Annotated in this window: 8 protein-coding genes; 1 reads left to right on the top strand and 7 read right to left on the bottom strand. The window is 35.1% G+C overall.

Going from position 1 to position 13384, the window contains the following annotated elements:
* Nucleotides 1-282 precede the first annotated feature (282 nt).
* The 6 genes from BUC29_RS18645 to BUC29_RS18620 form a co-directional block, all read right to left on the bottom strand.
* Nucleotides 283-2307, bottom strand: coding sequence for a glycoside hydrolase family 97 protein (locus tag BUC29_RS18645; RefSeq protein WP_073417693.1), 2025 nt, complete (start codon nt 2305-2307; stop codon nt 283-285).
* A gap of 25 nt (nt 2308-2332) precedes the next feature.
* Nucleotides 2333-3577 (bottom strand): glycoside hydrolase family 99 protein, encoded by a 1245-nt coding sequence (locus BUC29_RS18640; RefSeq protein ID WP_073417692.1) that lies wholly within the window; start codon nt 3575-3577, stop codon nt 2333-2335.
* Nucleotides 3578-3691: 114 nt separating this feature from the next.
* Nucleotides 3692-5206, bottom strand: a complete 1515-nt coding sequence (locus tag BUC29_RS18635) for a RagB/SusD family nutrient uptake outer membrane protein (RefSeq protein ID WP_073417691.1) — start codon at nt 5204-5206, stop codon at nt 3692-3694.
* Between the two features lie 24 nt (nt 5207-5230).
* Nucleotides 5231-8230, bottom strand: a complete 3000-nt coding sequence (locus tag BUC29_RS18630) for a SusC/RagA family TonB-linked outer membrane protein (protein ID WP_084538682.1) — start codon at nt 8228-8230, stop codon at nt 5231-5233.
* A 28-nt stretch (nt 8231-8258) separates the two neighbouring features.
* Entirely contained in the window at nt 8259-9341 is a 1083-nt protein-coding gene (locus BUC29_RS18625) for an antibiotic biosynthesis monooxygenase family protein (protein ID WP_073417689.1), read from the bottom strand.
* A gap of 8 nt (nt 9342-9349) precedes the next feature.
* A complete protein-coding gene (locus BUC29_RS18620; RefSeq protein WP_073417688.1) occupies nt 9350-9871 on the bottom strand; it encodes a DUF5004 domain-containing protein in 522 nt (173 codons plus the stop codon).
* Between the two features lie 477 nt (nt 9872-10348).
* On the opposite strand from BUC29_RS18620, the gene BUC29_RS18615 reads away from it, so the two are divergent.
* Entirely contained in the window at nt 10349-11947 is a 1599-nt protein-coding gene (locus BUC29_RS18615; RefSeq protein ID WP_073417687.1) for a DUF6377 domain-containing protein, read from the top strand.
* 167 nt (nt 11948-12114) lie between these two features.
* Here BUC29_RS18615 and BUC29_RS18610 read toward each other — a convergent pair whose 3' ends face one another.
* A complete protein-coding gene (locus BUC29_RS18610) occupies nt 12115-13338 on the bottom strand; it encodes a sterol desaturase family protein (protein WP_073417686.1) in 1224 nt (407 codons plus the stop codon).
* Between the last annotated feature and the right edge of the window lie 46 nt (nt 13339-13384).

The following is a 13384-nucleotide window of genomic DNA, read 5'->3' as shown; positions in this document are numbered from 1 at the left end:
CTAAGTTTTTAATGCAAAGCACGCTAAGGTTTGTTGATAAGCTGCATTTACAATGCTAAAGCTCGCAAAGCTTTAGCAACACAAAGCTTTGCGAACTTTGCCGTTTTATAAAACCTTACATATAAAAAAATCTTTGCGTGCTTTGCGTTAAAAAAATCATGCGCATACATTTAAATGAACTTATATAACTTATATGGTTTAAGAAAAAAAACAAACCCGATACCTTTTTCAAGATATCGGGTTCATCCACTCAAACTTAACTCAAAAATAAACTAAACTAACTTATTTATCGATTGGAGTAAATTTTATAGCTGTTCCTCCACCAGCTGCCAATTTGATATTTAAAACGGTTTGGTTATTTACCTTTTGTTTTGAAATGGTAACAGGATAAGGATTTGTTTTATAGTTTGCTCCTGCTCCATCTGCATAGATTTCTGCTTCGTATTCTTTTCCTTTGTCTAAGAAAGATAACGTTACTTTTAGATCTCTCGCATCTTTGTTTGTAATAGAACCTAAATACCAGTTTTTCTCGTCCCAGTCTTTACGAACGATTGTGGTGTATTCTCCAATTTTAGAATCCAGAACTTTTGTATCTGACCAAGTGCATGGAACATCTTTTATGAATTGAAATTCAGGTTTATCAACATAATTTTCAGGTAAATCTGATGCCATTTGCAACGGACTGAAAATGATTACATACAATGCTAACTGATTTGCTAAAGTTGTTTGTACTCTTGCTCCGGAAGGTGTTTTATAATCAAAATTAAAATTCCCCGGTGTGTAATCAAACGGTCCCGAAAGCATTCTTGTAAACGGTAAAGTTGTTAAATGCTGAGGCGTATTTCCACCGTCAACAGACCACGCATTGTATTCCTGACCTCTTCCGCCTTCCTGAGACATAAAGTTTGGATACGTACGCTGAATTCCGGTTCCTTTTATCGGCTCGTGATTGTCGATCATGATGTGATATTTGGCTGCCGTTTCGATTACTTTTCTGTAATGACGAGACGCATACTGGCTGTCGTGCCATTCTTTTTTGTCCAGATATTTGTTTACATAACCTGTTTTGACAGAATTCACACCCATTTTTTGATACAATTTAAAGGCATCTTCCAGCTGGCTTTCATAATGTTTAGAAGCGCCAGCTGTTTCATGATGACCTATTAATCGAACATTTTTTATGGCAGCATATTTTGTGATTTCTTCCAAATTAAAATCTGGATAAGCTTTTACAAAACTAAATGCTTTGCCATCGGCAGTCCAGTCGCCATCCCAGCCCTCGTTCCAGCCTTCTACCAGAACGCCGTCAAAATTGTTTTTCGCAGCAAAATCAATATATTCTTTTGTATTTTTTGTTGTAGCACCGTGTTTGGGTCCTTGCCCCCAGGTGAATTTTTCTAAGTGCATTCCCCACCAGATTCCAATGTATTTAGATGGTGTAATCCACGAAAGATCTTCAATTTTTGAAGGTTCGTTTAAATTCAGCATAATTGTTGAAGTCGCAACTTCTCCCGGAGTTTTACCCACAACAACGGTTCTCCAAGGTGTTTTAAAAGGTGTTTCAGCGTATACTTTTACACCATCTGCCCACGGCACTAAATCACTTTTGTATTGTTTATCACTTGTTTTTAAAAGTGTCATCGAAGCAAAATCTGTTAAGTTGGCTTCGTGAATCGCCACGTATAAATTCTCTTTTGTTTCAAAAGTTGCCGGAGTATTTATGGTATCTGTTTTGCTGATTGGTGTTTTGCGGTATTCACTTTCGTAATAACTGTTTTCGCGGTGTACCGGAATCCACCAAACGTCATTATTTGATTTGAAAGTGAATTGTGTGATTTCGTTTGAAATTTTCACTTTTCCTAAATTCGGCTGTTTTGGAAATTCATATCTAAATCCTACTCCGTCATCAAAAACCCTGAAAATAATATCAACTAAACGCTCTTCTCCTTTTGCTTCTTTTAAGTGAACAATCAATTCGTTATGGTGATCACGAACTTTTTTGAATTCTCCCCAAGGCTGTTCCCAGGTTTCATCAGCAGATTTTTCTTCGGTAGAAACCACTTCAAAACCATCTGTCATTTTTTGAATTCCCTGAAATTCAAATCCTAACAATGAAGGTTCTATAACAGATTTTCCGCTGCTTGTAAAACTGTATTGAGGCTGCCCGGACTGCGTTAATTCAAAGGTGAGTTCCGTTACTTTTCCAGGCGAATTGATTTTGTATGTTTTTTTAGTACCAGCACTGCAGGCGTAAATTAATATTGACGCTAAAGCAATTATACAGTATCTATATCTTATGTTTTTCATTATTTAATTGTATTAATTACAACTCTTATTTTATTTCGTTTATTAACTGTTTTGCTTTTGCTGGCTGCATAGAAACAAAATAATTAAAAGCCTGATCCAGTTTATTCTGAGCTTCGGTATTACCTTTCTTTTCTACGCGCAGATTATACATTTTGCTTATATCCGGAAACACAGATTCGGTGTTTTTAACTCCGGCAAATGCTTTTACTTTTTCGATGTATGTGTAACCAAATTCTACTGTTGGTTCGAACATAGTTCCTTCTCCAAAGTCATTCCAGGTAATTAACTGCAGGTAGTTTAAATTGGCATTTTTAGCCAGAGAAAGTGTTTCGTCGAGCGTTGCCCCGTTGTTGTGGTCAATTGTCCATCCAATCGCTGCTCCGCCTCCGCCTTCGGCATAAAAATCTTTAAACCCAGGATAAGCACTTCCTATTGCTACAGAAAGTTTTGGTTTTGTATTGGTATAAAAATTTGTTAGATATGTACTGTTTTTATAAACCCACGCATATTCTCCAGATGCATTTGCTCCGGCTTCTACAGATTGGTCCCAAAGGGTTAAAAAGGTAGGTTTAGTAGTTATACTATTGAAAACGTTTGTCCATTCGGCAGGCGTTTGCAATACAATTGGTCCAAAATTCAACAACAATGGTTTTCCGTTTACTTTGATGTAGTTTGCATCATCAAAATAATTTTTCTCCATATAAGCCAAATCTGTTTTTGCTGCACTGGTTACAGAAATTGCTTTTCCCGCATTGACAACATTTGTTGTAACTCTGTCTTCGTAAACAATGGCATATTCTAAACCAACTTTATCCAGCATGGCAATAAGCTGCTCTGTATTTTCTTTTACCATGCGGTAATCGTTAACGTCATAAGTTCCGTACCAATCGATTAAAACACCATCAATTCCTGAATATTTCATCAATAATAAATGATTTTCAATCACATTTTTGTCTCCCGAATGATATGGCCCGATAAGCGGATAATAATAAGAGGCTATTTCTCTGCGATTATTTGCACCTATAGTATTTGGATTTTTGTTTGCCATTGTCCAGTGGTATCCCCATTTTTTATCGGCACTGCTTTCATTGGTTTCAAACCAGGGCATATAGTGTACATAAATTTTGGTGCTGTTTGTTTTTTCAATTGCAACCGGTTTAAGCACTTCTGGTTTTACTGGTTCTTCGGGACTTTTGTCATCGCTGCTGCATCCGGAAACGACTACAAGATTCATTATCCCAAAAAACAATAATGTGATATATCTTTTCATATTGATGTTTGTTATTTTATTTTTTGCTGCAGATTATAGCAATTAAAAAAGTTTCTATGCTATAAATATGTCAGCCTTCCACGACTAACCAACATGGAAGACTGACATTCAGTTCTAATTTACCGGGTACCCAGGATTTTGTACCAGGTTTTTATTTGTTGTTAAAACTGTACTCGGAATTGGGAAAATTGCTCTGTAAGCAGGCGTTGTTCCTTTTTCCCACCATGGCTGGAAGAAAGTTCCAAAACGAATATTATCGGTTCTTCTTCTTCCTTCAAAAGTGAATTCTTTAAGCAATTCCTGATCTATAAAGTTAAGATCGATTGTTGCCGGCATTTCTTCTCCGGCACGGGCTGTAACTTGTTGTACAAAAGGTTTTGCTAAATCCGGAGAGCCTAAACGAACGTAACATTCTGCCTGCATCATTAAAATTTCGGCATAACGAATTACTACTAAATCGTGATCGCGTTCCCATGTTTCTCCGGCTTTCATTTCATATTTTCCTAAACGAACACCTTCGTTTTCTTTAGCATCAGTAATACTTGTAACTTCTTCTGTATAGGTTAATGGTTCTCCATTATCCATTGTTATTACAGTTCCTGTTGCTAAATTGATCTGATCTCCTGCGATCATACATTTCTTTCTTTTGTCTGTATCGGCAAAAGCTGAATAAACTCCCGGCTGTGCGCACATTCCGTTGGCACTCCAAGGATAATCTCCAACTGGAGAAATTGTCAATTTATGAAGGTAGTGACATGACATTGAGTTCATGTAGTTTCCAACAGTTCCTGCTTTTGAATCGTAAGGAATTGCGAAAATAATTTCAGGAGATTTCTCATTTTGTGTTGCAAAATTGGCAAAGAAATCCGGAGCCAGTGTATAACCTGAAATTTTTTGGCACATGTCGATACAATCCTGCCAGCGCTCTACCCCTATGAAAGCTTTTGAGTTAAGATATAATCTTGCTAAAAGTGCATACGCCACATTTTTTGTCATTTTAGAATACACTACATTTCCAGTTAAATGCGGGATTGCGTCTGTTAATTCTTTTTCAACAAAATCATAAACTTGTTTTCTTGTAGAGTTTGAAGGCAAAGCTGTGTCTGCAAAGTTTACTACGATTGGCACATTTCCGAATAGATCTAAAAGATTGTAATAGTAATAAGCTCTCAAAGCTTTTAATTCAGCATAAATTGGTGCTTTTGCATTATCTGTCAATGACGATTTATCGATTTGATAAATGATAGAGTTGATTTTTGCAATTCCGGTGTAGTTGTAACGCCAGGCCGAAAGAATCATACGGTTGTCTGCTTTCCAGGTATGTCTCTGCGCATCCTGATATTGTCCGCCATCGTACCAGTTTGTTCCTCTGGTAGGGATTGTAGCTTCATCAGAAACGGTTTCATTCAAAAAGAATACGTATTCGCAGGTTGGGTAATTGTTTGAAATTCCATCAGCGAAACCTCTTAAAGAAGAATATGCTCCTCCAACCAATGCATCAATTTCTTTTGGCGTATTTCCAAAATTTCCATCTTCTACTCTATCATATAACTGTTCGTCCAAATCCGTACAAGATGATATCGTAAAAAGCATGCTTACTAATATTGCTGCTGTTATTTTGATTTTCATTTTTTATATTTTTGAGTTAATCGCTTAGTTATTCAGCGTGAAATTTAATCCAACAGAAATTGTAGTTGGTCTTGGATAATTGTTGTATTTATCGATACCAGGCGCTGCTAATCCTGTTTGGTCAACACCATCCTGAGCATTTAAACCAATCTCCGGATCTACACCTTTGTAACCTGTAATTACAAACAAATTTTCTCCCATGATGTACATTCTTAATTTTGAATTTTTGAAACCTAACGGCATTGTGTATCCAAGAGAAAGTGTCTGTAATCTAAAGAAAGAAGCATCTTCGATCCAGTAATCAGAATATTTAGGAGAAGAAGTAATGCCGCTTCCTAAGAAATCATCCGGTACATTGTAAGATGGTAATCTTGTTGGATCGTTCAGCATCATGTTTGTAGCGTTTAAAGCTTTTTGTCCAAACATTCCGTAACCTGTAACACCAAGATCAAAATTTCCGTAAGTAAAATTCATTCCGATACCCATAGTTAAATCTGGCTGAATATTTCCTAAATCTGTTTTATCAGCATCAACTAAAGCACTTTCTGCCACAACATTTCCTGCTGCATTGTAGTACTGAATTTTTCCGTTTGCATCAAGACCGGCATTTCTGAATCCCCAGAAAGTTCCAACTGGATATCCTTCTGCAATAATTTGAGAATACTGACCAGACATACCTGCTAAACCGTGTAATGAACCGCTGTAAATAACATCAGTTTTATACGTTGGATTTGATAATTTTTCGATTTTTTGAACGTTGTGTCCCAATGTTAAATTAGCATTCCATGTAAATTTATCTCCTCTTACGATATCAGCATTCAAAGTAAGCTCAACTCCTTTGTTAGACATTTCACCCACGTTTGCCAGCATTGTTCCCACTAAATATGGAGGCTGAGGCACTTCGTAAGTGTATAATAAATCGTGAGTGTTTTTTTGGTACCATTCAAATGATCCTGTGATTCTGTCAAAAAGACCAAAATCGATACCCACGTTTATTTGTCTTGTAGATTCCCATTTCAAATCAGGATTTGGGTTTTGTTTAGGAGAATAAGCTAAGCTCCATGTTCCTGTAACCGGATCATAGTAACTGTCATTTCCAACTCCTAAGATTGAAAGTGATTTGTATTCACCAATTCCGTCCTGGTTACCTGTAACTCCATAACCTACTCTTAATTTTAAAGATCCTAACCAGTCTTTTGTACCGCTCATAAAATCTTCGTTAGAAATTTTCCATGCTGCAGATGCAGATGGGAAAGTTCCCCATTTATTGTTTTCTCCAAAACGGCTTGATCCATCACGTCTTACTGTTGCAGTAAGCAGATATTTTCCGTCGTAATTGTAATTTGCACGAGCGTAGAATGAAACAAGGTTTGATTTTCCTTTATAAGAATAAACATCTCCTAAACGATAGTTGTAACCTGCACCTAAATTATTGTAGCTAAAAGCATCTGTTACGAAACCTGAACGCTGTGCTCCAAAACCTTGGTAAATATTTTCAAGATAAGAATAACCTGCCAATGCGCTGATATTATGTTTATCGATAACTTTTGAATAGTTTACATACAGTTCACCTTGTGCGTTTGTATATTCAGCGTAAGTTCTTTGTGCATAACCAGCTTCAGTTCTACCTTCCATAATAGCGTATGTTGGTTTGTAAGTTCCGCCTGCTACTGCATTGTGTTCTAACGAAATATTAGCAACTGCCTGAAAATCGTTTAAGAATTTAACTTCAGTTTTAAAATAACCTAAAAGTCTGTGTCTTTCGTTATCAACTGTTCTGTTTGTTAAAATTTCAACCGGATTTTCGTAGATATTTCCTCCTACAGATGTAAAGTTTCCATTAGCATCATAAACCGGAATTGTTGGGTTTAAGTTGTAAGCACGCTCAAAAATTCTGTAATCGATTGGGTGCCATTTGTCGATATTGGCAAATAAACCAACATCAAATTTTACATCTTTATTGTCTCCAAGAAATTGGTAAGCACTTACGTTTCCGCTGATTCTTTCTAAACCAGATTTTTTAATAACTCCTTCGTTATTTAAATATCCGATAGAAGTTCTAAAACCGCTGTCAGCTTTTCCCGAATTGATACTTAAAGTATGAGATTGAGAAACTGCAGTCTGCTCGATAGCTTTTTGCCAGTTTGTATTTCCACCATAATCAACAGCGTCCATGTTTCCTGTTTGGCGAACATAACCTCTCCATTGATTGGCAGATAAAAGATCTAAATTATCATTAACATAACCAATACTTGATGAACCGTTATATACTACAGAAACACCTTTTGTTCCTGATTTTGTTGTAATAATAATAACCCCGTTTGCTCCTCTTGAACCATAAATAGCGGTTGCAGAAGCATCTTTAAGAACGTCAACCGATTTAATATCTGAAGGCTGAACTACATTGATATCAACACCGGCAATTCCGTCAACTACAATAAGCGGACTGTTGCTTGCTGTTAATGAAGTTCCTCCACGTAAACGAATTGTTGAACCTGCAGCAGGATCTCCAGAAGGACGAATGATATTTAATCCGGCCACTTTTCCCTGTAAAACCTGCTCTGTAGAAGAAATGGTTCCTTTTACTAAATTATCAGATGTTACTGTAGAAATTGCTCCCGTTAAATCAGATTTCTTTTGTGTTCCGTATCCAACAGAAACCACCTGAACTTCGGCCAATTGATAACCGTCATTTTGTAAACGAACTTCTAATTTTGATGAAGCTGCTGTGATCTGCACTTTTTGAGTGGTTGAACCGATGAATGAAACTTCGATTGTACCTCCTACGGCTACCTCAAGACTAAATTTCCCGTCAAAATCTGTAGTCGTTGCATTTCTAGTTCCAGACTCTATTACCGATGCGCCCGGCAATACAGTACCTGTATTGTCATAAACGGTACCCGTTACCAGCTTTTTTCCCTGAGCAAACATTCCTGCCGAAATAAAAAGCATGAAAATCATGAATACCAGCGATTTAGTAGTCCACATTTGATGCAGGACTATTCTTTTATTTTTACTATTCATTAGAATGATGTTTTAATTTGATAGTGAATTATTTGTCTAAGGTTTTAAGCGGAATCGTTGTGTCTGAAATTGTTTTGTCTTTGTTGTCTTTAACTAAAACATGAATTTCACTTAAAACAGGAGAATCCTTAAGTTCTGAAACCAAATTGACAAATCCTTTTATCTCTGCAGTACCTCCGCTAAACTCACCAGAAATTGTTTTTGCACCAGCTGTAATAGTATAAATTAATTTGTTTACACCCGGCTCGTTGTTTTTTCTGTAGATTCCTAAGAAATCTTTCTGGCTGATTTGTAAAGGGAAAAATCCAAATACCGGCGGCGGTGGCGGTACATAAGCTCCTGCATATAAAACCTGATCCGGAATTGTTCCTGCCCAGTTGTCTTTTACCATAAGGAAAACTAAATTTTCCATTACGTAACCATCTGGTGCATTGTAGTATGTTTTTGGAACTAAATCCATTTTGTAGAATCCGTTTCCTAAGTCTTTTAGTTTGGTTTTTTCAACAATGTCCGGTAACCATGCCTGATATTCTTGTTTAATATCCCAATTGTTTAATCCACTATGAAAGTGAACGCTTGTAGCATCAGCAAATCCGGGTGCTAAATTGGCATTAAATAAAATACTTACACCTTTATCCAAAGTTGGTTTTGTTGGATAAGCTCTGATTAACTCATTTGCAGTGTAAAAAGATGAAAAATCAGTATATGGCATATTGGCCACGTCACTTTGTTTAGATCCGTTTTTGTTTTTTAAACGAAACCAAAATCCTGCACTTGCTGCAATCTCTTCAGGAGTTTTAGAAAAATATAAAGTTGGCGTAAGAGTAAAACTCCACATTTTATTTCCTTCATAGTGCAGTTTTGCAAAATCAGATGAGTTTTCCCAGTTTCCTGCATCCGGTTCAGATGGAGACCAAATCCAGATATATAAATCTTCATTTTCTAAAAACGTAGTTCCAGAAAGGTCAAAGTACCATGTAACCTGCTCATCATATTTGTACACAACCGGAAAAGATGACATCGGTCCAACAGCTCCTGCGGCTTCTTGTGCCTTAGTAAAATTAGGAGCCATCAAAAGGGCAAGTAAAATTGTATATAGAATTTTTTTCATATTACTTCTTAGTTAATAGCATTTAATTTGAATACATAAGTCACAAACGGAGTTCCTCCTGAAGAATGCACTAACTGAAATTCCATTTCGTCATTGCTTCCAGGAACTGATGTTACTCTAAGTTCGTCTGTTTTTTGAGTTTTTGCAGCGTCGCTGTACAAGTAGATTTTTACTGCGCTTGCATTGGTTTGCTGAAAATCTGAGCTTAATGCCCAATACCCTTTTGGTGCAAATAAAGGCGGAACATTGCCTGTTACTTCATAACTTGTTGGTCTGTTTTTTTCGTCTACGCTAAAATTAATTTTAAAATCTTCGTAGTTAAAAAAAGTACTCAAGTTTTCTTCACTTGGTTCGATCTTATTTGCCTTTGCAAATTCATCAACCATTTTCAGATTTGTTAATCCCCAATTTCCATTTACTTTTTCATAAATCGTAATCGGATCAACGTAGCTTCCATCTTCTGTATTGTCGCAGCCAATTGCGAAAAAACACATAAACAGAGCTAACCAATAATAACTTTTACTTCTCATAAATTTTTGGTTTTTGTTAGTTTTTCATCCCTTAAAAAGGACAGTACGAAGCTAGATGTTAAATAAATCTAAAAAAAAATATCTGTAAAAAATCAAGATGAATTTCAAACGTTTTCGTAATTAAAATATTGATTATCAATAGTTTAAATTTTAGTAAAAAACATAAAAATCAAGGTCTTGTTTAGATGAAAAACGTTGTGTAAATAATGGTAAATATGACAATATGAAAATTTTATGTGAATATTTTTTCAGTATACATATATATAATTGCTTTTTATTGTATAATTGCAAATTATTAGAGTACTTTTAACATTTTAAGACCCACTCAGAGACTTATATTGCAGTGCTTTAGAAGAAAATCATTAAAAAAGCTGCTCACGATTTTCTAAAACTGCTAATCATCAGTTTTTAATTAATTTTGCTTTAAACGAATTAACTCAACCATAAATTATCTTACCCTAAAACCACAACCAAACCATGCAAAAAATATTTGTACTGTATTTTTTCATTGCGGGTTTTTCTCTAACTGCGAAAGAGACAAATCCAATTCTTGAAGAATTAGATAATGTACTGCTCAAAAAAGAAGTTTACTTAAAACAGAAATATCGCAAAATTGAAGCGTTAAAAAGAAATGTTTCAAAATTTACTGTAAGTCAAAATAATGAAGACCTTTACAATACTTATATGTCGTTGTTTGAAGAATACAAATCATTCAAATACGACTCTGCCTATTATTATTTAGAAGAAGCAAAAATCAAAGCCAAGGTTTTAAAAGATCCTAAATATTTGGCAAAAAGCCGAATTAAAGAAGGTTTCGTTTTACTTTCATCAGGATTGTTTAAAGAAGCCATTGATACACTAAATGTAATCGACGATCAAAAACTCGATCAAAAAAACAAATTTGAATACTATAATATTAAAGCCCGCGCTTATTATGATCTAGCCGATTATAATCGCGATCAGCGTTTTAATATTCATTATGTACAGCAGGGAAATCATTTTCTGAAAAAGGCTCTGGAATTAATTGGAACCAATTCTAATGAATATTGGGCTGCCGAAAGTCTTAAACGTTTAAAGCAGCAAGACTGGCGAGGCGCTGAATTTGCTTTTAGTTACTGGATTAACAATTACGATTTACCTCCGGATTATTACGGAATTGCAACCTCAAGTCTTGGTTATATTTATTCAGAAAGAGGTTATACAAAAAAAGCAATTCATTATCTCGCACTCGCCGCCATTGCCGATGTTAAAAACGCGACTAAAGAAACGGTTGCGCTTCGAAATCTGGCCAATGAACTCTTTAAAATGGGTTATCTGGACAAAGCGAACGAATATATTAATATTGCAATGGATGACGCTACTTTTTACAACGCCAGACATCGTAAAATTGAAATCTCGTCGATATTGCCTATTATTGAAAAAGCGCAGTTAAACAACGTAAAAGATAAAAATGACAAATTAGAAAGGATTATTATTCTTTTGACGATTTTAACACTGATAATCGTTTTGTTTTCAATAATTATTTTCAAGCAATTAAAAGAAAAAAATAAAGCGAGAAAAATAATGGCTTCATCATATGCCCAGCTTCAGGAAATGAATATAAGTCTGAGTGAGGCAAATGCAATTAAAGAGGAATATATTACGTATTTTATTAAGGCAACTTCTGCTTTCATCAATAAGATTGATCATATTCAGAAAAGTACGCTGCATAAAATCATTACAAAGAAAACCGATGAAGTTATTGCGAGTTTAAAACGTTATAATGTAAAAGAAGAAAGAGAAAATCTTTTCCATCAATTTGATGAAATCTTCCTGAAATTATTTCCAACTTTTGTGACCGATTTTAATAATTTATTTCCTAATGATCATAAATGTATTGTAAAGAAAGGCGAACTTTTAAACACGGAACTTCGCATTTTTGCCTTATACCGATTAGGAATACAAGACAGCAGTCAAATGGCTGAATTTCTGGAACTTTCTGTAGCTACCATTTATACGTATAAAACCAGAATTAAAAGTAAATCGGACTTTAAAGATACTTTTGAAGAGAAGATTATGGCGATAAAGACTATTTAAGGTTTTGAGATGCTAAGGTTCTAAGGAACTAAGTTTTTTTTACACAATCTTGTCATTTCGACGAAGTAGAAATGACAAACTCTAACTAAAATTTTAAATTAAAAACGGCCACGAATTCACGAATTATTTAAATACAAATTCGTGAATTCGTGGCCGTTTTATTTTATTTACTCAGCAGATTCTAACTGCAATATCATATTTTGGTAATATCTACTTAGTGAAAACAATTGCTCTGCAAATATCATAATGGCCAGCGGAATGAAGAAAAAAATGGTTAGATCTCTTTCGTATAAAAAATACGTGGTAATCATAAAAATTCGAGTGTATTCAAGGTAATAAATCCATTTTCTTTGTTCTAATATGGCTCCGCAGTTTATTAAAGTGATAATAACAATCGACAATACAAAAATCTTATCATACGCTTCTAAAACATCAAAATAATACGTAAAAACAGTCAGCAATAAAGTGCAGACTCCCAATTGAATATAAAGGTAATTTCTAAATCGAAGTCTTTGATGCGGATTGCTTTTATCTTGTAGAAAACGTTTTTCTAATGTTGGACGAATATCCTGATCCATGTGGGCGGGACTTCCAAAAACGGCTTTCCATCTGGCTTTAAAACCTTTTGAACGTCGCCATAATTCATATATTTCAAAATAATAATGAAAATGCTGCCAAAGGAAGCTATAACTTTTTAGCGGATGAGTTAATCCGTATTTTGGTTTTTCTTCTTCTGTCTGGAAAGTTCCAAAAAGACGATCCCAAAAAGTAAACATATCGCCGTAATTTTTATCAAGGTATTTTTCATCAGAAGCATGATGAACTCCATGAACAGAAGGTGTTACAAAAACATATTCGAGCCATTTTATTTTACCAACTAGCTGTGTATGGGTAAAGAAAGAATAAGCACCGTGAACAATGAGCATCGTAATTACCATTGTGGGATGAAAACCAACGAACGGAAGCACACACCAAAATCCCGTTCGGATTATGGCCTGAAAAGTGGTAATCCTGGCAGCGGCCGTAAAATTAAATTCTTCACTATGATGATGTACAATATGTGCTGCCCAGAAAAAATTGACTTCGTGCCCTAATCTGTGATACCAATACCAGACAAAATCTGTGGCAAGAATTAAGGCAATCCAGACTAAAAAATTACTCGGAATTTCAAAAATCCTGTAATCGTCATAAATCAAATAATACAATTGATAGAAGCTTGCGGCAACAAACAAATTAATCAACCGTTCTGCAATTCCAATACTGATATTCGATACAGAACTTTCATAATTAAAAATTTCAGGTCTCTTTTTTCGTTGTGCAAGCTTATATTCCAGAAATAAAAACAGGAAGAAAGCGGGCATTGCAAAGGCAAGAAAATTAATGTTTTTCATTTTTAAAAATTACTTTAATATTGATATGAACTAAAAAAAAGACATT

Source organism: Flavobacterium defluvii, assembly GCF_900129555.1.
GTDB classification, from domain to species: domain Bacteria; phylum Bacteroidota; class Bacteroidia; order Flavobacteriales; family Flavobacteriaceae; genus Flavobacterium; species Flavobacterium defluvii.
This window is presented reverse-complemented; position numbering and strand designations above follow the sequence as displayed.

Bases quoted from the DNA above. Each gene is read 5' to 3' on its own strand.
- BUC29_RS18645 (WP_073417693.1), bottom strand. From the start codon at position 2,307: ATGAAAAACATAAGATATAGATACTGTATAATTGCTTTAGCGTCAATA.
- BUC29_RS18640 (WP_073417692.1), bottom strand. From the start codon at position 3,577: ATGAAAAGATATATCACATTATTGTTTTTTGGGATAATGAATCTTGTA.
- BUC29_RS18635 (WP_073417691.1), bottom strand. From the start codon at position 5,206: ATGAAAATCAAAATAACAGCAGCAATATTAGTAAGCATGCTTTTTACG.
- BUC29_RS18630 (WP_084538682.1), bottom strand. From the start codon at position 8,230: ATGAATAGTAAAAATAAAAGAATAGTCCTGCATCAAATGTGGACTACT.
- BUC29_RS18625 (WP_073417689.1), bottom strand. From the start codon at position 9,341: ATGAAAAAAATTCTATATACAATTTTACTTGCCCTTTTGATGGCTCCT.
- BUC29_RS18620 (WP_073417688.1), bottom strand. From the start codon at position 9,871: ATGAGAAGTAAAAGTTATTATTGGTTAGCTCTGTTTATGTGTTTTTTC.
- BUC29_RS18615 (WP_073417687.1), top strand. From the start codon at position 10,349: ATGCAAAAAATATTTGTACTGTATTTTTTCATTGCGGGTTTTTCTCTA.
- BUC29_RS18610 (WP_073417686.1), bottom strand. From the start codon at position 13,338: ATGAAAAACATTAATTTTCTTGCCTTTGCAATGCCCGCTTTCTTCCTG.